The following is a 19,523-nucleotide window of genomic DNA, read 5'->3' as shown; positions in this document are numbered from 1 at the left end:
TATCTCTACCAAATCCGCATTTATTGTTAAGATACAGAAACTCTACTTACGTTCTATCCAAATAGTGTGCCGAGACCCTTATTTTCTTTCACGGTAAGTTGCAACGTAACAAGAGAATACAGCGATGGAATCTTTGCCACAGGGATTATTGGGTGCACCCGCAGAAACTGCGCTGACCTTACTGTGACAAATCCAATATATGGTTAGATAACAACGGGTTACAGTTTCAGGAAGACAAAGCAATGCGCGTGAGAAACTGCGCAGATCGTCAAAAATATCGACGTTTGTGCGCATGCAGGTCATTGCGGCGCTTTCATAGATCTCAGCCACTGTGAAGTCTCATTGATAAGCTGCGACTCGCTGTCATAAACATTGACCGGAACGGGTGAAGCAGCGACGAGAATGCGGCCATAGTTCTTTTTGCCCATGCGCGAGTCGGTGATGATCACCGCACCCCAGTCGGTCGCGCTGCGAATCATCCGACCAACACCCTGACGATATTTTAGAACCGCTTGCGGCAGTGAGATCGTCATGAAGGGATTGTCGCCTTTCTTCTCTGCTTGTTCTTGTCTCGCCAATTCGAGCGGGTCATCGGGAACTGCAAAGGGCAATCTCGTAATGAAGAGCAGCCGCAGCAATTCGTCGGGGAGATCGATTCCTTCCCAGAAGGATTCGGTCCCAATCAAAATCGCATTGCGGGCAAGCCGGAATCGACTTAACAACGTCTGAGGCAAGGTGTCGGGAGTCTGATAAAGCACTTCGCCTGCTTTGCCGTGAGTATCCAAAAGCGGCTTGGCAATATCTTCCACCATTCTGTACGAAGTGCAAAGCACCAGCGTAGGCAGCCGCGCCGAAGAGCGGAATTTCAGAATGAGGTTACTTAGCTTGGCAGCATAACCGGGCTCGTTGGGGGCCGGGAGATATCGCGCTAAACCGATGCGAAGCTGATCATCGAGGGGAAACGGCGAACGGATCTTGACTTTGTAGTTTGCGTGTTCGTTATCACTGCTGATCCCAAGGCGAGATGATGTCCACTCAAAGTCGTCTTCGGAGTCGAGAGTTGCAGAAGTAAAGACCATTGAATCGAACTTTGAGTAAAGCTTGCGCGCTAACAAGTCGCCGACATTCAGGGGTGCGATAGTGACCCACACCTCGCCAGAGTCATAAAGATGTGCCCACATTACTTCCGACTCGTCGCCAACCGTACTGCAATGCTCCAAAATGGAAACAAAGCGAGCGAGTGCTGCGGTTTGCCTGCGCAGTTGGGTAAGCCCTTCGACTTTCTCGTCCTCTGATTTCGGTGTCAACCCCGTCTGTATTTGGGAGAGGGTCTCGCGCAACTGCACCAGATATTCCTTCTCGGTTACCCAGAGATCGCAGAGAATATCGTGAATCGGTTCATTGTTGCGAAAACGCACCCTATCCTGCTGGGAGCGTGAACCACGGCGCAGTATTTGGCGCACGGATTCGGTGGCAATGCTGACGCGCGAATGCAATCGTGCCAGAAGGTTTTCCAGTCCGATCATCATCTCCGGGCTGTCGGCTGATTCGAGAGCCTGATTGAGCAACGGAAGGGTCTTCTCATCTGCGAGCCGCTCCAATGATCGGGCGAACGCTTGCAGAGGCAGCACTTCCGAAAAGGAGTTGATTGCTTCGTGCTCCAGTCGATGGGCCTCGTCGAGTACTGCATGCGAGAACCTGCCCAGAATATCGCCGCCGGAAACCAAGTCTGAAAATAATAGGGCGTAGTTCGTAATTACGATATTGGAACGAGCGGCGCTTTTGCGGGCACGAAAGGCATAGCAGTCGCTGTAGAACTGGCATTCTTTGCCAAGACAACTTCCCTCTTCGAGGGTTATCTTTGGCAGTAAATCTTCGGAGTCAGGCTGGTCGAATATTGCAGTCTCGGTTAAGTCTCCCGATTCAGTCGAGTGTTCCCAAACAACCAACGCCGCCATGTATTCTGGTGGAATTCGACCCATGTGTTCGCTTAGGTCAGAGAGAAAGAGCTTGTACTTGAGCAGGCAGAGATAGTTGCCGAGTCCCTTCAAGAGACTGACGCGAAATCCATCCGGTACCAATCCACGAATCTTGCGAAGATCGGAACGAAAAAGCTGTTCCTGCAGTGATTTCGTGCGGGTAACGATGACGGCGCGGTTTTCGCTTTCGGCACAAGAAGCGATTGTGGGCAAGAGGTAACCGAGCGACTTCCCGGTACCGGTTGCTGCTTCAAGTAGTACAGATGCGTGCTGCTGGATACATTTGAGAACAGCTTGTGCGTACTTGGCCTGACCCTTGCGCATTTCGTAGCCGTCAATGAATTGGCTCATTTTGCCGGTCTCAGAAAATAGCTGGATGACGTCATCGGTGCTGAGTCGGCTACCGCTGGTTAGGTTCTCGAAGCGATCAAGGGTGTTCAGATACTCAGGATCGATGGCGTAGGATGCATCAGGTTTGACTCTTGGCAATTGATTGAGCCAAGCAGCATATTCGGGTGCGAGGCCACGAAAAATAGTCTTGAGGGCGCGCACGGTGCCTCCCGGCAGTTCGCGGGCACGAAGATTCAAGATCTCTATCAATCTGGCAAGAGCCTCGGGAGGCGAAGCGCCTTTGGGCAATTCAAAGGCTTTTTCATACTCGGAGAGACTCCGCGCGGTTAGCGTCGGGAAGAAGAGCCGGAGCATAAATGCCAGATCAATCAGCGGTGCTTTGGCGAGAAGGGTGTCGACTCTTTGCCATTCGCGAGACTGCGAGTAGAGGTCGCGATTGAGAAATTTGAATCCAGTGGCGCCTTGCAAGGCGAGGAAGAACTTCTCAATCTTTGCACTGCTTACAGGGACTTCAGACTCTTCAGGTACTACGAGTGCATCAATTGGCCTATTGTTCTGATCGCCAAGTTCAAAAACTTCAAGAGATAAGATACGTGCAGTTGCAGAGGGTGCTTTGATATCGCACCAAAGTGCAAACTGGGTATCGTAGTTTTCGGGCATCGTGTTCTTAGAATGTAAACGTATTGGGGCGCGTTTGGTAGACAAACGACAGTTCCACAGACTTGCCCTTAACATCGATGCGGTCGATTTGGACAAGAGCGTAACAACCGTCTTGCGTTTTGAGATACAATCGACTGCCGGTTCGAATTGGAATCACGTCTTTGCCATCGCCGATTGGCGGAGGAGATTCATCGAAATTGTCAGCAGACTGTGCACTGACTGGGTAGAATTGCGTCCGGCGCAAGACAACATCAATTCGCTGCGGTGATGCAAGGTGCGCCTTAGCGTCAATCACGGTGAGGTAAATGTCATTGGAGAGATCGTCGGTTGAAACGGCTTGAAGACGGGCGAAGGAAAAGCCAGCATCTTCCTTACTGAAAGATGAATTCAAACGAATCCAACCCTGTGGTCTGGGGATGGTCTCAACTGTATCCTCACAGAATGACTCTGCGGCATTGGGATAGACAATGCTGATTCGAAAACGATAACGCACGCCGTTGTCTAATCCAGTCGCCCGGTAGGTTTCGAACTCGTAACCGGGATCGAGGTCGCCGGGATATGGCGATGAAGTGATCTTCTCGAATGCGCCATCCTCGCGTGCCAGGTAGATGTTGTAACCGCTTAGGACGCGATTTGCCGGTTGATTTGTCTGCCAGCGCAATTCAGCACCTGAGGTTGATGCGGTTACAGTCAGATGCGAAGGAGCTACGCCTGTCATCGCAGTCGGAGGCTCAACAGCCGGAGAAGGAGTCTTGGGCTTTGGACCGCAAGCTATCAATGCGACCGTCATTAACATTGACATCGCGGCAAGTAGATGTCGCACCTTCAGAGTCCTTTGAAGCGAATAGAGTCCGTGAAACACTGCAACTATTTCAGCGAGCGTCGCGGCGGCCCAATATATGCTGCGTTGGTGTCGCCCAGCTTGCGCATCGGCTTCTGCGTGGTTTTCTCTTCGTAGACGTGTGCAATCAAACCTGAGATTCGGGAGAGCATGAAGAATGCTTTTCCGAGCCGCCAGTCAAAGCCCATGTCGGAAGTGACGGCGGCGATGGCGCCATCGACATTGATTGGCAACGGTTTGCCACCGATTTCGGCAAAAGCTCTTTCAATCGCTTGAGCCAGCGATGTATGGCGTCCCGAGAAATTGTTCTTCCTTGCAATCTCAAACATCTTTGCCGTGCGCGGATCAGCGGTATGCAAACGATGGCCAAAGCCGGGCATGCGTTGATTTTTCTCTTTCATTGTTGTCACCAGTTCGTTTGCAAGTGCATCGACATCGCCGGCTTTCTTGGCGGTTTCCTGCATAATGCGCGCTGACTGCTCGATAGCGCCGCCGTGGACATCGCCGATGGCCATAATTCCAGCTGCGACCGCAGTATTGAGTGAATTGCCCGCCGACATTACGGTGCGCGCCGCCAATACCGACGGCGGTGTAACACCGTGATCAACTGACGATACCATTATGGCGCGAAACATTTCAGACTGACGCTGATCGGGCAGTTCGCCTTTGAGCACCAGGAATATTGTATCGCTGAAACTGGTGTGATCCATAAGTTCGGCAACGTCATAGCCGCGAACACAGATTGAGTTAGGCGCGATTTCCGTGATGGAAGTCTGCCACTGATTGTCGCTGGTCACTGTATGCCTCCCTGTAAGCGCTGGGCTTCCTTTTCGTCAGTATGTTCGGGGAGGAACTGCAGCCATTGGCTTTCAAGTTGTGCGACATCAACACCGGTAGTCTCTTTGAGCGCCTCTGGGAAAGCTTTGTCGCTGTGATATATCTTCATGAATTTCTCATATCCCCACTCCCACATGATGTATCCGCACAAGGAGGCTGCCTCGATTTCGCGCATCGCCTGGTTGAGTTGGACATAGTCTGCATTTGTGGTCAAAACTGACACTGGATGGATTTTTTGACCCTCGATAAAATTGAAGGTGGCCTGGTGGTAATTGCGGCCGGTGTAATCGAGCAACATCGGGACTCCTTCACGCACAAACTCGAACTGGGAAGGTCCCTCGGGCAGCTTGGACATCACGAATTCTGCAAACGGACGGCCAAAAGTAGGGCCGTAGCCGTAGTAGATGCGATTGCCCAAGACAAAAGGTTGCTCACGAGATGTGTGCATTGTCATCGTCGGCATATCGGCATAGCAGTAGAATTCAACCGGCTCGGGTGTCGTCCAAAGCATGACTTCACAGCAAAATTGATAGATTTCGAGGGCTTTCTTTAATAAATCCGGCGCAAAGAGGCGCAGCGAATCGGTAGGCTGGAAGTAAAAATCGACCATCCGATGCTTCTGATTACTCCAAGCGAAGTTCGGCTGGCGGATTCCGGCGGAATCGGGCGCTTGGAGCCGCTGCTGCACTGGTTGCGCAGGCGGCGGGGTTTCGGGCTTTTTCTCAGAACACGCATAGAGCAACGCGAGAATCGCCACGAGTGACGCTATAGTCAAAGAACGCATTTGAATCCTCCTGAATATTTGTCTAACCGGGGCAATAATAGCGCATTGGCAACAACATGTCAACGATAACGCCGACTGGAGTAAGCTGACAAGCTGTAGTTTTATTTGCGAAACCGGCAGAGAATGGCTTAAATTATCTGCGACCATTTAATTGCCAACTAATCCATTTATTTGCTTTCTTGGAAGATATCTTCAGAAGTTGTGTTGGTCTTCCGAAATATAGATTAGTGTTGTCCAAATTACGAATTGGAAATTTAGCAATCTTTATGATAGTTAAGGAGAGCGTCATGAAAATGACAAGAATCGTGATCTTTGCTGCTATTACCGCTTTAGTCTTGTTGGCAGCTGGATGTACCGAGAATGATAACCCGCTGAGGCCGACACCGGGTGCGGAAGAGTTTAGTGCGGACATGGCGGTTAGCTGGATGGACCTCGCGACTGATCTTGCGAAAGCCGAGCGTTGGACACCGCCGTCGGCATCACGGTTGTTTGGTTATGCCGGAGTAACATTGTATGAATCGGTCGTCAATGGGATGCCAAACAACCGCTCGCTTGTAGGGCAGTTGAATGAGCTTGAAGCGCTACCGGAGTTCAGTGATGACAAATATCACTGGCCGACGGTAGCCAATTCTGCCGTTGCAACTGTTATGCGCAGCATGTTTGCCAACTCAACTGCGGCAAGTCTTGACGCCATTGCGGAAATGGAAGATTTCTACAACGAGCAGTTTAGCGATGACACGGATGCTACTACGTATGAGCGCTCCGTTAATCAGGGCAAGTTGCTGGGCCTTGCCATATTTGGCTGGGCGCTCAATGATGGCTACCCGCAATTCAATAACTGCACATTCACACCGCCGACCGGAGACGGAAAATGGATTCCGACTCCACCGGCATTTGCGGCTCCGCTTCAGCCTTGCTGGGGAGATGTTCGTCCGTTCGCTCTGGTCAACGGAAACGAGTGCATGCCCGGGCCGCCGCCGACATTTTCGGAGACGGAGGGGTCACCGTTCTATAATGAGATGATGGAAGTATATACGACCTGTCAGAATCTTACGACCGAACAGAGAACTATTGCCGATTTCTGGGCTGACAATCCGGGACAGACCAGTACACCGCCCGGGCATTCGATCTCAATCGCGGGTCAGGTAATCTCGGTCGAGAACAAGAAACTTGGATTTGCGGCAGAGACGTACGCCAAGGTGGGAATGGCGGTTGCGGACGCGTTTATTAGCTGCTGGAAGACCAAATTCGAATACAACCTTCTCCGGCCGGTGAGCTGTATTCGCTCGCTTGTTCAAGACGACTGGGTATCACCGATTCCAACCCCGGCGTTTCCAGAATACACTTCGGGGCATTCGGTTCAATCGGGTGCCACGGCACAAGTGCTGACTTCCCTATTTGGTCAAGATTACTTGTTTACCGACCACACTCACGATGCTCGTGGCTTCACGCCGCGGACATTTGATTCGTTCTTCGACTATGCTGATGAAGCAGCAATTTCACGGTTGTATGGCGGAATTCATTTCCGGTCGGCAATCGAAGTTGGAATCGACCAGGGTGTTTGTATCGCGGACAAAGTACTCGCGCTGCAATTTGAAAAGTAACCTTCCACAATCTTAAATGATAATTTGCAACGGCCGGCAGTGATGTCGGCCGTTTTGATGTCTTGCGCTGCGGGCGCCGTTATGCAATCATTGGATAATGCAGCGCGCAATTGTGATCATCGGCGGATTCTCTACCTCACCAGGGCATTACCGCAAAATGGCAGAGCAACTGAAAGAGCTAACGGGATTGCTAGTGAAAGTGACGCCGATCGCGATGACGGAATGGTCTTCGGTGGTTCGACGCTCGGGTTGGGTAAAGCTATTGCAGAAGTTGGAAGCTACGATAGCGGAGGCAATTTCGGAATCGAAGTGCGACAAGGTCGTAATTGTCGCACACAGTCTGGGTGGCATCGTAACCAGACTCTATCTCTCCCCGCATTCGACACTTGCGTTCACGCCAAAGTTCGTCGGACAAATAGAACGAGTCATTACACTGGGAACGCCGCATCGTCGCGGTGTCGTTCGCAGACTAACTGTATGGAAAGGGCTGGGCGAGTGTCTTGCTCAAGATTGCATGCCGGTGCCGATTCTTTCGGTAGTCGGTGTAGTGGACTATTCGTCACGCGGCAGATTCGCCAATCGGACGATTGGGCTGCGTTATCGGTTCCATGGCGCCGACCCGCTCGAAGCAGGTGACGGGATCATTCCGATAGACTCAGCTATCTATGATCCTCAACGTGTGTTGACGATTCCCAATGCACGCCATGATTTTCGCATCGGCCATCCGTGGTATGGCGACCCGGAAATTGTGGAGTTGTGGTGGAAGCGGATTCTAGCGGACTTGGACGACTAGGCTATTGCTGTTGTCTCGGACTTAGGGATGGTTGGTTCAGTTTTTTCGCTACTTTCAAAAAGCTCGCCAAAATTCTTGCGAACACATTCCGGACAATAGCTGTGAGTGAATGTCGCTTCGGAGTTGTGCTGAATGTACGTTTCGATTGGTACCCACTCGTCCTTGACGCGAATTTTCTTGCAGAATGAGCAGACTGCGAGCATGCCTTCAAGATGGTGAATCTTCTTAAACAATCTTCGAGTAACCAATAGCACGAAAGTTAGCAGTACGAGATTCATACCCGTCTCGCACAGGCTTTCGACATAGTTGATGGGCGTTGCTTCGAAATTGAATGCGATGTGAGGAATGTCAATGATCTCGCCAAGCCAAGATAGTGCGATGGCAACAGCGAACCCCGCGATTTCGCACGCGCAGACTAATGTACAGAGCCTTTGACGATTCATTCCAATTGTCCAATATCCCTACTGATTATGTCGACAGATTGATGACAAGTTAGAAGCAGAAATCGCGACCATACAAGACAGTCGCGATTAAGATTGTGATGTATTGAAATCGGTGTTTATGGCAGCGGTTTGTAAACCAGAGCTTTGGTCGGACAGAAGTGAGCACAGGCTGGGTCACCGCCACACAAGTCGCATTTGATCACTTCGTTGTGTTGTTGATCGAGTAACGAGCAACCAAAGGGACACGCCGCGACGCAAGCCATACAACGAACACAGACTTCGTGATCGATCTCGTAGGCGCCGGTGGCAGGATTCATCTTGATGGCATCGACGAGACAAGATTTGACACAAGCTGGATCCTCGCACTGCAAGCAAACTACCGGTACCCACATTTCTTTGTGGCCGGCGTCGAGCGGATAAATCCGACTACGTCCCGGTTTACCGTTTTGTGAATGCGTGAATGAACAAGCAAGTTCGCAAGTGCGGCAACCAATGCAAAGATGCGGTATTACCTGATACTGCATTTTCATGACGACACCTCGCGATTCCATTGAACGATTTTGCCCATGTTGATCGCCGTCTCTTTGCGGTGCGATTCGTCATTGTGCTTGAAGTACTCTTGCGGGATCGCCCGATTTTTCACGAGATATTCAGAGAACTCTTTAGTGATGGTCGGCGCTCCGGTTTTCGCATCGCGAAGAACTTCAAACTCGCGTTTCCAGATCGTGCGCTTGAATCCGTTATCTTCATATTTGATATAGCCGGTCGGACAGTTCAACGCGCACGCAAGACAACCGACGCAATCTGGCGGTGCTTCATGAAGCGGCGGCGCAATTTCACGACCATGTCCCCGATTAACGGCGGAGATTGCCGAGAATCCCATGCGATCACAGATACGGACACAGATACCGCAGAGTATGCAGTCATTTGGTTCAGGAACGGTTTGATAACTCGTCTGAGTTACGCCGTGATCAGCCGCCATGTCCTGAATCAGTTTGGTCTGAGGATGACGTGCAAGATATAGATCAAGCAAGGTCTTGCGAAGTTCAATGACCTTGGGCGAATGTGTCTGTATGATTAAGCCTTCAGCAACCGGATAGAGACACGAAACGACGTGGTCACTCCAGCCCTTCCATTCGGCTTTGGTGACTTCGACTGTGCAGAGACGGCAACCACCATATGGTTCGACGGCTTCGTGATGGCATAGTGCAGGGACGTCGATCTTCTCGCGCTTCAGTACACCGAGTAAGTACTCGCCTTCCTGAGCGCGGACGATTTTGCCATTGATTGTAATTGTGACTGTACTCATCTATGCCACCTCAATTGCGTCAAACTTGCATACCGCTTCGCAGGCGCCGCATTTGGTGCAGCGTTCCTGATGTATGTAATGCGGTTCTTTCTTCTTGCCGGTGATTGCATTGTAGGCGCAGGCAGTGATACAGGCCAGACAGCCGGTACACTTTTCATCGATCACGGTATAGGTGATCAAATCGCGACAGACACCGGCGGGGCATTTCTTGTCGCGGATATGCGCAATGTACTCGTCACGGAAATAGCGAAGTGTGGAAAGAATCGGATTGGGACCTGACTTGCCAAGTCCGCAAAGGGATCCGAGAACTACCATGTCCGAGAGTTTCTCGATCTTTTCGAGATCTTCCATTGACGCTTTGCCTTCGCAAATCTTGATAGTCATTTCGTGCAACTGGTACAGACCTTCGCGACACGGCGTACACTTTCCGCATGACTCTGAGACGAGGAAATTCAGGAAGTAGCGGGCGACATCAACCATGCAGGTTTTGTTATCCATGACGATCATGCCGCCGGAGCCCATCATTGAACCGTTTTCGGTTAACGAATCGAAGTCAACCGGCAGGTCGAGCATAGCTTCAGGGAGACAGCCGCCGGAGGGACCGCCGGTTTGGACAGCTTTGAAGGGGCGGTCATCAAGGATACCGCCGCCGATGTCGTAGATGATTTCGCGCAGGGTCGTTCCCATTGCGACTTCAATTAAGCCAGTGTTGCGGACTTTGCCTACAAGCGAGAAGGCTTTGGTGCCGGAGTTATTGGGGCGACCGATTGACTTGAACCAGTCAGCGCCTTTATCGATGATCAATGGGACGTTGGCATATGTTTCGACGTTGTTAAGTACTGTTGGTTTGTCATGAAGTCCCTTGACGACAGAGCGAATATACTTGGCGCGTGGTTCACCGATTTCACCGGCAACTGAACGCATCAGCGCTGATGATTCTCCGCAAACAAAGGCTCCCGCGCCGCGAGCAATGCGAATACTGAATGAGAATTCGGTACCGAGGATGTTGTCGCCCAAGAGGCCGTACTCGATACAGTCGTCGATGGCTTTCTGCAGGTGAATAACGGCGAGTGGGTACTCTTCGCGTACGTAGATGTATCCCTGCTTCGCTCCAACGGCATAGGCGCAGATCATCATACCTTCGAGTACACTGTGCGGGTCGCCTTCCATTATGGAACGATCCATAAATGCTCCGGGGTCACCCTCGTCGCCGTTGCAGATTACATAGCGCACATCGGATTCGATCGACTTGCAGGTCTTCCATTTGCGTCCGGCGGGAAATCCACCGCCGCCGCGACCACGGAGATTGGCTTTGTCGACTTCGGCAATGACGCCGTCAGGACTCATGCCGTTTATTGCTTTGGCGAAACCGGCGTATCCTCCAGCTGCGATTGCTTCTTTGATAGAGTGGGCAGAGATTTTGCCAAGATTCCGAAGGGCTAAGCGATGTTGGTGCTTGAAGAAATTGACGTCGTTGTACTTTTCAATCTGTTGATTTGTCGCCGGGTCGGTAAAGAGACGATCTTTGATTATCTCGCTTCCCTGAATTGACTTTGAGATGATCTCAGGTATGTCTTTGGGTTTGACCTTCGTATAGAACGTGCCCTGCGGTTCGATAACCACGAGCGGGCCTTGTTCGCAGAATCCGTGGCAACCGGTTTCCTTGACGGCTTCGACAGAGAAGTCGGTTATCTGATTGTTCTTGAAAGCATCGTGAAACGCTTCGACTAATTTTGCCGCGCCATTGGCGAGACAGCCGGTGCCGCAGCAAACGATGACTTTCTTCTTGTGTCTGGCTTCGTCGGCAACGAAAAGCGAACGCAATTGCTCAAGGTGTTGGGCTGAGGTGATTTTCATGTTGTTATCCCTTCACCAACTTCTTAGCGCCAGTAACTTTGACCGAGCCGTGATACTGCTCATTGACAATCACGACCGGAGCCATTGCACAGGCTCCGACACAGGCGACGACTTCGAGAGAGAATTTCATGTCTTCTGTAGTCTGGCCAGCTTTGATTTTCAATTCATTCTCGATCTGATCCTGAATCAGTTTCGCGCCGCGAATATGACAGGCAGTGCCGACGCAGATGCGAACGACCTTCTCGCCTTTCGGATTCAGACTGAAAGCATTGTAGAACGTCGCAACCGAGAAGACCTTGCTTAGCGGTACCTGTAATCTGACAGCCGTTTCCTTGAGAGCCTCGCAGGGAAGGAATCGATATTCCTTTTGAATGTCCTGCAGTACCATTATTAGCGATGACGCGTCTTGCGGATGCCGGGCGAAGATATCGGGCAATTTGGTAAAATCGTGGTTCATGCTTGCACCTTGGATTTGAGCGCAGTCTTGGCAAATTGATAGCCCTCTTCGACGACCTGCAGATTCATTGCGAGGAGATCTTTCTTCTTGCCCATCTTCTCGTTGACGAGATGAATCAGGCTCTCGTACTTGATGATTCCGGTAGCGCCGACAAAGGCGCCGAGCATAATCATGTTGACGGTTTTGGCACTGCCTGCTTTTAGCGCTATTTCATTGGCCGGAACAAGAATCTCGGTGATATCGGTGCGGTTGGAAGTGATTTCAATCAATGACGAGTTAACGATGATGATTCCTCCCGGTTTGACCCGGGGAGCGAATTTCTCAAGCGAAGGGCGATTGAATACCACCAAACCCTGGGGCGTGTTGATAATCGGCGAACCGATGCGGCTGTCGGACACTACGACGGTACAATAAGCTGTTCCGCCGCGCATTTCCGGACCGTACGAAGGAATCCAAACGACTTGCTTGCCTTCGTGAATTCCTGCATAAGCCAACAGTTGCCCTGCAGTCATAATTCCCTGTCCACCGAATCCGGCGAAGGTGACTTCGTATTGCGACACCTTACACCTCGATCCTTGGTTCAGGTTTCTTGAAGACACCAAGCGGATAATATGGCGACATGTTGGTCTGCACCCATTTCGTCGACTCGCAAGGTGTGAGACCCCAGTTAGTCGGACAGGTGGAGAGAACTTCGATGAGCGAGAAACAGCGTCCATCAATTTGATTCTGGAATGCTGTTCGAATTGCCTTCTTGGTGCGGACAATATTTTGCGGTGTGTGTACCGCGACGCGTTCGATGTAACCGGGTGTGCGCAAGGTCGAGAGCAGTTCGCACATTCTCATCGGCCAACCGACCTCTTCGACGTTGCGGCCGTATGGCGAAGTCGCTGTTACTTGTCCCGGCATGGTTGTCGGCGCCATTTGGCCGCCGGTCATACCGTAAATGGCGTTGTTAACGAAGATGGTAGTGAACTTCTCGCCACGGTTTGCGGCATGTACGATTTCGCTCAGTCCGATGGAAGCTAAGTCGCCGTCGCCCTGATATGTGAATACTATCAATTCCGGGCTTACGCGTTTGAGCCCTGTTGCCAGTGCGGGGGCGCGACCGTGTGGCGATTCGAGGAAATCGACATTGAAGTAGTTGTATATCAGAACCGAACATCCAACCGGCGCAACGCCCACAGTGCGTTCGCGAATTTGCAGTTCGTCGATTACCTCGGCAACCATGCGATGGATGATTCCATGGGTGCAACCGGGGCAGTAGTGTGTGACGACATCGCTGAATGCTTGGGGGCGAGCAAAGGTCGTTGTCGTCGCGTTGTCCTGGACATTATTCATATTGCTCACCTCACTTCGCAGTCTTGCCGTCAAGAAGTTGCAGGATTCGCTCGCGGACTTCTTCCGGAGCCGGAACGATACCGCCGGTTCTGCCAAAGAAGTCGACCGGCTTCTTGCCCTGGACGGCTTTGTCAACGTCTTCAACCATTTGTCCCATGCTCATCTCGACTGTCAGTACTCGCTCGATGTTGGCTTTGGCAGCCTCGGTGCGGATTTGCATCTCTGGGAAAGGCCAAAGCGAGATTGGACGAAGCAAGCCAATGCTGACTCCCTCGCGTTCGAGGTCATCAATTACGGTCTGGCAGATACGTGCCATGGTGCCGTAGGAGACGACGAGCATGCGGTTCTTATTGGAAACCTTGTATAGTTCAAAGCGAATCTCTTCGGCTTTCATCTGTTCGTACTTCGCGTGAAGCACGATGTTGTTCTGTTCGAGCGCATAAGGATCAAGGAACAACGATTTTGTGATCAGCGGTTTGCGGCCCTTGGCGCCGGTGATTGCCCAATCCTTGGCAGGCAATTCCGGTTCTTCGTACTTGTCGGGGAACTCGACCGGTTCCATCATTTGACCGATCATGCCGTCGCCGATCACCAGCACCGGATTGCGGTACTTGTCGGCAAGATGGAATCCAAGCATAGTCAGATCGACGGCTTCCTGGACGCTGGCAGGAGCGAGAACAAGCAGACGATAGTCGCCGTGACCGCCACCTTTGGTCGACTGGAAATAATCCGACTGTGCAGGAAGAATGCCGCCGAGACCCGGACCACCACGCATGATGTTAATGATAACGACCGGCAGTTGCGCTCCAGCCATGTAGGAAATTGCCTCTTGCATCAAACTAACACCGGGGCTCGATGACGATGTGAAGATACGCTTGCCGGTAGACGCCGCTCCGAAGAGCATGTTGCCGACTGCGACTTCGGATTCAGCCTGGACAAACACGCCGCCGACTTCGGGAAGACGTTTTGCCAGATACTCGCCGACTTCGCTCTGAGGAGTTATCGGATAGGCGAAGTAATATATACCGCCGGCGCGGATCGCAGCTTCGGCGATGGCTTCATTGCCTTTCATTAGAATTCGCGTCATGTCAGCCTCAATACTCGTACAGCACAAAACGTGTGCCGTGCATCTTGACGGTTATCGCCGCATCAGGACAAGTGATGGCGCACAATTGGCAGCCGATGCAACGCGAGGGATCATGCATTAAGGCATAGAAGTAGCCGCGCAAGGTGATGTCCTTGGACATCGACAGGATGCCCTGTGGACAGGCTTTGACACAAAGCTCACAGCCTTTGCAATAGTTCTTATCTATGATAACGCCCGGCATACGGTTCCTTACTCTGTTTGCGCCTACGGGTTCTTTACCGCGGTTTTGCTGTGCTCCCACGGTTTTAACATGCGCCGCGAAAGCGAGAACAGCGGCACGGAAACATCTTTATCATCAAGTTGAGAGATTACTTCATCCATTCCGCTGGCGAAGACCAACGGAATTCCGGAGCGCACGGAAACAGTCTGAGCGAGTTTGATACCATCGAGAATGGTCTGCGGAGTGGTCTCGCCGATCAAGTGCGTATTCGATACGATTCCGGTGAAATTCAAGCGCGCCGAGGTTTCGATGTCGTGCATCATCTTGAGGGCGCCGTCAACCGTCGAAGTAAACGGCCGGTTGGCGTTGAGCACCATCAGGAATTCGTACTGCGCAGTTTCAAAGGCGTCGTGCATCGAGCTTAAGACACGCGCACCCAGATCATCCCCGCCGACATCGATAATTACGCGTCCGGAACTGCTCTCGATTGAAGCCCGGATTTGGGGGACGATAATCGGCAAGTCGGCATGACTTTGCTCGCCCAAGGGATTAATCGGGCGGATGCCGAAAGCTTCCATTTCGAGAGCGGCTTCGCGGGATCGGAAATATGGGTTTACGATATCGAGATCGATGATGCTGATGGGGTCTTGGGTATGTTGCGCCATTTGGACGGCATAATTGACCGCAACCTCGGTCTTGCCGGAGCCATAAGTGCCGGCAAAAATTACGATTCGTTTGTCGAACGAGATGTAGTTGCAATCAGTCATAGCGCCTACTCACAATAAGTGACATTTTTCACAATGTCAACAGTGTACACTTTACCTTATCGGACATAATTAGTCAAGTAATAAAGAAACTTTTTTGTCTATTTTTGGGTGATTATGGCTATGCCTGCAAAAGCAAGGCAGGAATAGTCTTAGTTAGATGGGTAATTCCAATCGGAAACTGTGGAAATTGGGAAGAAGTCGTATTCGTGATTGGATTCACAAGGTTGGTGGCCAGACAAAGGGTCGACCGGGCTCTCAAACAGCTCTCTCAGATCGGCCTCGATCAAGAAGCTCCAAATTGATACTTCAATTCGCACGGTGAACCGGTAACCTACCCGAAGCGTTAGTTCCGTCAAATACCACAACAACACGATCAAGCATGGGATTCTTGTCGTCACAAATGTCCCACCCTCCGCTGCGCTCCGTGTGGGCTACCGAAAATCGACAGAGAGCCGAGATTCTCCATTCGACGGAACAAAAAAACGCCGCCCAGTTACCCGGACGGCGTTGTATCGACTTAGTAATTAGGCATCATTGCAGCGGACGATAACACCGCAATGCTGTCAGGTGCGGATGTTATCCGTTGCGACGTCCGCCGCCGTAATCGCGACGCTCGCCGAAACCACCACGGCCACCGCCGCCACCGCGACGATCACCACCACCGCCACCACCACGAGAACCGCCGCCGCCGCCACCCGCTTCACGCGGACGGGCTTCGTTGACGTTGAGGGTACGACCAAGCAGTTCCTTGCCGTTCATTCCGGCGATAGCAGCCATTGCTTCCTCTTTGGTCGCCATTTCAACAAAGCCGAATCCACGGGGTTCGCCCGAGAACTTGTCTTTAATGATGGTGGCCTTGGCTACATTGCCGAAGCTCGAAAACGCCTGACGAAGATCCTCTTCCGTTGCCTGACGTGACAGATTGCCTACAAAGATGTTCATTTCTCTCTCCTGTTTGGTTTACCGGCGAATTGGCAGCGATGGCAACTACGCGGCGTTCGCGGATAAACAATGATACTTGCGCACTATTGCGCCTCGTCTCCTGATAAATTTCTTCGGCTTGATTCTCTTACGAAATGCATTAACCCTAAAAATTAAAGAGGAAGACTTGTGGTTGCATGCTGTACATTATCGGCAAAGACTACATTTGTCAACATTTATTTTGGGGGGAATCTTTTAACTCATTGTCCGGCAACAGATAGACGGACCGGACTTGGCACGCCTTTGTGCCTTTTCAGACTTTGAAATGCGTATGATTGGCGATTTTGCACTACCAAGAAAAATCATGGACAACTTTCGATATTAAGAATATCTGCGTACCATAGGAACCATGAGAATCAGTTTCTTTGTATTTATCGCTATCGCTTCGCTGATTGTCGCCTCCGCCCACGCAGGAATATTCTTTTCATTCGTCAAGTTTTTCCAAATCGGATCGGGTCCACTGCGCAAAGTTCTTCTTGGCGCAATGCTGCCGCTGGCATTCAGCTTCATCATCACATCAATGCTCGTCCACACTCACGAAAATGTCATCACTCGGTTCTTCTACATCATCTCAGCCGGCTGGCTCGGCATTTTTCTGTATCTGACGATGGCGACTGTTGTGTGTTGGGTTGTGTTTCTTGTCGTGAAGGCAATTGGAGTCAATGTCAGTGCGGTGTGGCTGACGGCGCCGATTTACTTTGTCGCACTGCTGTTCTCGCTCTACGGATTTTGGAATGCGGCGAATCCGGTGTTGAAGAATGTCACGGTCAATATCGAGAATCTTCCGGAGCGATGGAAGGGCCGCACGATCGTGCAGGCTTCGGATATTCATCTCGGCGCAATCAATCGCTCCGGTTTTGCTCAGCAAGTCGTCAATCTGATCAACAGCGCCAATCCGGATGTTGTAGTAATTACCGGAGACTTGTTTGACGGCGCGGGTGAAGACTTGAGTCATCTGGTCGAGCCGCTGAATCAGATTCAGGCGCCGCTGGGAGTGTATTTCATCACGGGAAATCACGAAACATATGTGGGATTGCAGAAATCGTTTGATGCCCTGCAAAGCACAAAGGTGCGGATGCTTCGCGATGAGATTGTCGATCTCGATGGCGTGCAGTTGGTGGGGATCGACTATCTCACAATCGGAAGTCCTGAAAAGCTGGACTCGATCGTGGCGCAGATTAATCCGGCACAGCCGAGCGTCGTGCTCTTTCACGAGCCGCGTTTTGTCGAGGTCATGAAGAAGGCGGGTGTCAATCTGCAGTTGGCGGGGCATACACATCGCGGGCAGATGTGGCCGTTCAACTACATCACGAAGCGCGTTTACAATGGCCTCGATTATGGGCTGTACACTGATGGAAGCTACAATCTCTATACTTCGTGTGGTGCCGGTACCTGGGGACCGCCGCTGCGGTCGGGCAATCGACCGGAGGTGGTGGGGATAACGCTACAACAGATTAACTGTCTCAAACTTGAAAGCTTGTGAGTGGTATTTCGTGATGTACCCGCTTCGTCCTAGTGCCTCAAAACGAACGTGATTTCATAAGTTATCCAGAGCGCTATGGGTTGATTGTCTTGCATCGCCGGTTTCCATTTCGTGTTGATCGCTGCCCAGAGCGCACTTTCCTCAAAGCCGCAGTCGCATCCCGACTCCTTCGCGACCGTTGCCTGCGCGACATTTCCACTGCGGTCGACCAAGACCTTTACCCAAACGCTTCCTTGCACCCCCCGCTTTCGTGCGCTTTCAGGATACTTGATTAGTTTTGGCTTCACCATCTCTGGTGCTTTCTCAATACCGACAAATTCATCCAAACCAGGAAAGTCGTCAGTAACTTGTTTTTGCCAATTGGACCCTAGATAGAGGGGCACTTCGGGCGGAATTGCCGACCAATTCCACTGATCGATTTGTCGGACCGGTTGTCCGTCATCAGTGATGTTCAAGTAGAAGGCTGATTCAAATGAGACCCAGATTGAGATAGGATTGCCATTTTTGATGGCCGGTTTCCACTTCGACTTAATCGCTGCTGCCAATGCGGCATCTTCAAATCCGACGTCGGTACCGGAATCTTCCAGAATGCGAGCAGCTCTTACTTTCCCTTTTTCGTCGATGAGTATCTTTACCCAGACCGAACCTTCTGCGCCAGCTTTTGACGCCTGCTTCGGATATTTCGGAGCAATATAGCGAGATCGTACTGGAAGTTTGTCGGGAGCTTCGGTTTCAGTGTAATACTCCGAGATAGGTTCGTTGTATTTCTTGTCGATCCAAAGCCATTCGCGACTCGAAAGCGTGTCGAGTTCCGAAAGTGTCCAGGTGCGGGCAGCGGCTTCTGAATGCACAGTACAAGCAAGCGTGGCGTATGCAAAGATTAACATGAAGGCCGCGTTCCGAATCTTCATCGTCATAATTTTTCCCTTTAGTGCGTCCACACTCCTACTGAAGATAGTCAGATTAGTATAGCATTGGCTGATAAACGAGGCAAGTGAGAATGAGTGGTGATGTTGGCGGTGTAACAAGAGATTGGAATTCCCGTTGATCGAAAAATGTGATTGACAGCTCCAACCCCTCTGTTGATGTTTTCATCCACGTTGGTGTGCCGACTATCAATCGAAAGGAGAGCTTATGTTGTACAAATCCGACGGTGAACCCCGTCTTCCGTTCCCTATCAAGAGAATTGAAGTCCACGGACGGATGATTGAAGAATACATCATTCCTGAAGACAAGAAGGCTGAAGTACTTGACCAGATGTACTTGTTCGAGCCTGTGCCGTCTCTTGACGAGGAGCGGTTTGACCTCCACTCGGGAAAGTTGTTCAGAGTCCGCGATTTTCGAGTAACGCGAGAGGACGATCACAACTGGCTGGTCAGTCCCTACTATGAAGAAGGCGGCGGGACGATGATCGACTGGATGCCTGCAGAATGGGCGAATGAAGAGGCGGACGAGGATTGGGAAGACGAGTTCGAATTGGAAGACGAGGGCGACGACGACAATTGCGGTTTGGTGGACATTAAGAAGATTCCCGATGGATCGGAAGAGATAGCGATGATGCCGGTACTTGGAAAACTCAAGAAGTACATGAAGCAACAGGGAGATGATGGAGCCCGTTCAATGTGATTGAAGCTGGATTCCCGCTTTCGCGGGAATGACGCCTCGGGAGATTTCAATTTCATATTGATATGTCTTTGCCCCGAACCTGAGGCTGGAGTACCACCACGTGGGC

At 51.3% G+C, this 19,523-nt stretch carries 20 protein-coding genes; 4 read left to right on the top strand and 16 right to left on the bottom strand.

Annotated features, from left to right (window positions below):
- Positions 1 to 299: 299 nt before the first annotated feature.
- Genes IPH59_11065 through IPH59_11050 form a run of 4 tightly spaced genes read right to left on the bottom strand, consistent with a single transcriptional unit; the run spans position 300 to position 5,452 of the window.
- Positions 300 to 2,990, bottom strand: coding sequence for a DEAD/DEAH box helicase (locus IPH59_11065; protein ID MBK7092237.1), 2,691 nt, complete (start codon positions 2,988 to 2,990; stop codon positions 300 to 302).
- A gap of 7 nt (positions 2,991 to 2,997) precedes the next feature.
- The gene (locus IPH59_11060) at positions 2,998 to 3,813 is read right to left on the bottom strand and encodes a fibronectin type III domain-containing protein (GenBank protein MBK7092236.1); all 816 of its coding nucleotides are present in this window, start codon (positions 3,811 to 3,813) and stop codon (positions 2,998 to 3,000) included.
- Positions 3,814 to 3,857: 44 nt separating this feature from the next.
- The gene (locus tag IPH59_11055; GenBank protein MBK7092235.1) at positions 3,858 to 4,628 is read right to left on the bottom strand and encodes a citryl-CoA lyase; all 771 of its coding nucleotides are present in this window, start codon (positions 4,626 to 4,628) and stop codon (positions 3,858 to 3,860) included.
- A complete protein-coding gene (locus IPH59_11050) occupies positions 4,625 to 5,452 on the bottom strand; it encodes a hypothetical protein (GenBank protein ID MBK7092234.1) in 828 nt (275 codons plus the stop codon). Before IPH59_11050 ends, IPH59_11055 begins: the two co-directional genes overlap by 4 nt.
- A 287-nt stretch (positions 5,453 to 5,739) precedes the next feature.
- On the opposite strand from IPH59_11050, the gene IPH59_11045 reads away from it, so the two are divergent.
- Entirely contained in the window at positions 5,740 to 7,056 is a 1,317-nt protein-coding gene (locus IPH59_11045) for a vanadium-dependent haloperoxidase (GenBank protein MBK7092233.1), read from the top strand.
- Between the two features lie 97 nt (positions 7,057 to 7,153).
- On the top strand, positions 7,154 to 7,849 hold the full coding sequence (locus tag IPH59_11040) for a hypothetical protein (protein ID MBK7092232.1): 696 nt from the start codon (positions 7,154 to 7,156) through the stop codon (positions 7,847 to 7,849).
- Here IPH59_11040 and IPH59_11035 read toward each other — a convergent pair.
- The 11 genes from IPH59_11035 to IPH59_10985 all read right to left on the bottom strand — a co-directional run bounded on the left by IPH59_11035 (position 7,846) and on the right by IPH59_10985 (position 16,269).
- Positions 7,846 to 8,292 carry a hypothetical protein gene (locus tag IPH59_11035; GenBank protein ID MBK7092231.1) on the bottom strand — a complete coding sequence of 149 codons (447 nt, stop codon included), beginning with the start codon at positions 8,290 to 8,292 and terminating at the stop codon, positions 7,846 to 7,848. The two genes, IPH59_11040 and IPH59_11035, sit on opposite strands and share 4 nt — an antisense overlap.
- Positions 8,293 to 8,408: 116 nt before the next feature.
- On the bottom strand, positions 8,409 to 8,822 hold the full coding sequence (locus IPH59_11030) for a 4Fe-4S dicluster domain-containing protein (GenBank protein MBK7092230.1): 414 nt from the start codon (positions 8,820 to 8,822) through the stop codon (positions 8,409 to 8,411).
- Positions 8,819 to 9,601: a (2Fe-2S)-binding protein gene (locus IPH59_11025; GenBank protein ID MBK7092229.1), complete on the bottom strand. Its 783-nt coding sequence runs from the start codon at positions 9,599 to 9,601 to the stop codon at positions 8,819 to 8,821. Before IPH59_11025 ends, IPH59_11030 begins: the two co-directional genes overlap by 4 nt.
- Entirely contained in the window at positions 9,602 to 11,458 is a 1,857-nt protein-coding gene (locus IPH59_11020; GenBank protein ID MBK7092228.1) for an NADH-quinone oxidoreductase subunit NuoF, read from the bottom strand.
- A 4-nt stretch (positions 11,459 to 11,462) separates the two neighbouring features.
- The gene (locus IPH59_11015) at positions 11,463 to 11,915 is read right to left on the bottom strand and encodes an NAD(P)H-dependent oxidoreductase subunit E (GenBank protein ID MBK7092227.1); all 453 of its coding nucleotides are present in this window, start codon (positions 11,913 to 11,915) and stop codon (positions 11,463 to 11,465) included.
- Positions 11,912 to 12,427 carry a 2-oxoacid:acceptor oxidoreductase family protein gene (locus IPH59_11010; protein ID MBK7092226.1) on the bottom strand — a complete coding sequence of 172 codons (516 nt, stop codon included), beginning with the start codon at positions 12,425 to 12,427 and terminating at the stop codon, positions 11,912 to 11,914. Before IPH59_11010 ends, IPH59_11015 begins: the two co-directional genes overlap by 4 nt.
- Before the next feature lie 49 nt (positions 12,428 to 12,476).
- A complete protein-coding gene (locus tag IPH59_11005) occupies positions 12,477 to 13,253 on the bottom strand; it encodes a 2-oxoglutarate oxidoreductase (GenBank protein ID MBK7092225.1) in 777 nt (258 codons plus the stop codon).
- 10 nt (positions 13,254 to 13,263) lie between these two features.
- Positions 13,264 to 14,340 carry a 3-methyl-2-oxobutanoate dehydrogenase subunit VorB gene (vorB, locus tag IPH59_11000; GenBank protein MBK7092224.1) on the bottom strand — a complete coding sequence of 359 codons (1,077 nt, stop codon included), beginning with the start codon at positions 14,338 to 14,340 and terminating at the stop codon, positions 13,264 to 13,266.
- A 7-nt stretch (positions 14,341 to 14,347) separates the two neighbouring features.
- Positions 14,348 to 14,581 carry a 4Fe-4S binding protein gene (locus IPH59_10995; protein MBK7092223.1) on the bottom strand — a complete coding sequence of 78 codons (234 nt, stop codon included), beginning with the start codon at positions 14,579 to 14,581 and terminating at the stop codon, positions 14,348 to 14,350.
- Between the two features lie 23 nt (positions 14,582 to 14,604).
- On the bottom strand, positions 14,605 to 15,327 hold the full coding sequence (locus IPH59_10990; protein MBK7092222.1) for a hypothetical protein: 723 nt from the start codon (positions 15,325 to 15,327) through the stop codon (positions 14,605 to 14,607).
- Positions 15,328 to 15,903: 576 nt separating this feature from the next.
- Positions 15,904 to 16,269, bottom strand: coding sequence for an RNA-binding protein (locus IPH59_10985; protein MBK7092221.1), 366 nt, complete (start codon positions 16,267 to 16,269; stop codon positions 15,904 to 15,906).
- Between the two features lie 388 nt (positions 16,270 to 16,657).
- On the opposite strand from IPH59_10985, the gene IPH59_10980 reads away from it, so the two are divergent.
- Complete coding sequence (locus IPH59_10980; GenBank protein ID MBK7092220.1) at positions 16,658 to 17,791, top strand: metallophosphoesterase; 1,134 nt, start codon at positions 16,658 to 16,660, stop codon at positions 17,789 to 17,791.
- A gap of 29 nt (positions 17,792 to 17,820) precedes the next feature.
- Here the strand turns inward: IPH59_10980 and IPH59_10975 are convergent, their stop codons facing one another.
- Positions 17,821 to 18,702, bottom strand: coding sequence for an energy transducer TonB (locus tag IPH59_10975; protein ID MBK7092219.1), 882 nt, complete (start codon positions 18,700 to 18,702; stop codon positions 17,821 to 17,823).
- Between the two features lie 223 nt (positions 18,703 to 18,925).
- On the opposite strand from IPH59_10975, the gene IPH59_10970 reads away from it, so the two are divergent.
- Entirely contained in the window at positions 18,926 to 19,417 is a 492-nt protein-coding gene (locus IPH59_10970; protein MBK7092218.1) for a hypothetical protein, read from the top strand.
- The last annotated feature ends 106 nt before the right edge of the window (positions 19,418 to 19,523 follow it).

The organism is bacterium, from assembly GCA_016708315.1.
In the GTDB taxonomy this organism is placed as follows: domain Bacteria; phylum Zixibacteria; class MSB-5A5; order CAIYYT01; family CAIYYT01; genus JADJGC01.
The sequence above is the reverse complement of the archived record's forward strand: the minus strand, read 5'-3'. Positions and strand labels throughout refer to the sequence as shown.

Bases quoted from the DNA above. Each gene is read 5' to 3' on its own strand.
- IPH59_11065 (MBK7092237.1), bottom strand. From the start codon at position 2,990: ATGCCCGAAAACTACGATACCCAGTTTGCACTTTGGTGCGATATCAAA.
- IPH59_11050 (MBK7092234.1), bottom strand. From the start codon at position 5,452: ATGCGTTCTTTGACTATAGCGTCACTCGTGGCGATTCTCGCGTTGCTC.
- IPH59_11045 (MBK7092233.1), top strand. From the start codon at position 5,740: ATGAAAATGACAAGAATCGTGATCTTTGCTGCTATTACCGCTTTAGTC.
- IPH59_11040 (MBK7092232.1), top strand. From the start codon at position 7,154: ATGCAGCGCGCAATTGTGATCATCGGCGGATTCTCTACCTCACCAGGG.
- IPH59_11035 (MBK7092231.1), bottom strand. From the start codon at position 8,292: ATGAATCGTCAAAGGCTCTGTACATTAGTCTGCGCGTGCGAAATCGCG.
- IPH59_11030 (MBK7092230.1), bottom strand. From the start codon at position 8,822: ATGAAAATGCAGTATCAGGTAATACCGCATCTTTGCATTGGTTGCCGC.
- IPH59_11025 (MBK7092229.1), bottom strand. From the start codon at position 9,601: ATGAGTACAGTCACAATTACAATCAATGGCAAAATCGTCCGCGCTCAG.
- IPH59_11020 (MBK7092228.1), bottom strand. From the start codon at position 11,458: ATGAAAATCACCTCAGCCCAACACCTTGAGCAATTGCGTTCGCTTTTC.
- IPH59_11015 (MBK7092227.1), bottom strand. From the start codon at position 11,915: ATGAACCACGATTTTACCAAATTGCCCGATATCTTCGCCCGGCATCCG.
- IPH59_11010 (MBK7092226.1), bottom strand. From the start codon at position 12,427: ATGACTGCAGGGCAACTGTTGGCTTATGCAGGAATTCACGAAGGCAAG.
- IPH59_11005 (MBK7092225.1), bottom strand. From the start codon at position 13,253: ATGAATAATGTCCAGGACAACGCGACGACAACGACCTTTGCTCGCCCC.
- vorB (MBK7092224.1), bottom strand. From the start codon at position 14,340: ATGACGCGAATTCTAATGAAAGGCAATGAAGCCATCGCCGAAGCTGCG.
- IPH59_10995 (MBK7092223.1), bottom strand. From the start codon at position 14,581: ATGCCGGGCGTTATCATAGATAAGAACTATTGCAAAGGCTGTGAGCTT.
- IPH59_10990 (MBK7092222.1), bottom strand. From the start codon at position 15,327: ATGACTGATTGCAACTACATCTCGTTCGACAAACGAATCGTAATTTTT.
- IPH59_10985 (MBK7092221.1), bottom strand. From the start codon at position 16,269: ATGAACATCTTTGTAGGCAATCTGTCACGTCAGGCAACGGAAGAGGAT.
- IPH59_10980 (MBK7092220.1), top strand. From the start codon at position 16,658: ATGAGAATCAGTTTCTTTGTATTTATCGCTATCGCTTCGCTGATTGTC.
- IPH59_10975 (MBK7092219.1), bottom strand. From the start codon at position 18,702: ATGAAGATTCGGAACGCGGCCTTCATGTTAATCTTTGCATACGCCACG.
- IPH59_10970 (MBK7092218.1), top strand. From the start codon at position 18,926: ATGTTGTACAAATCCGACGGTGAACCCCGTCTTCCGTTCCCTATCAAG.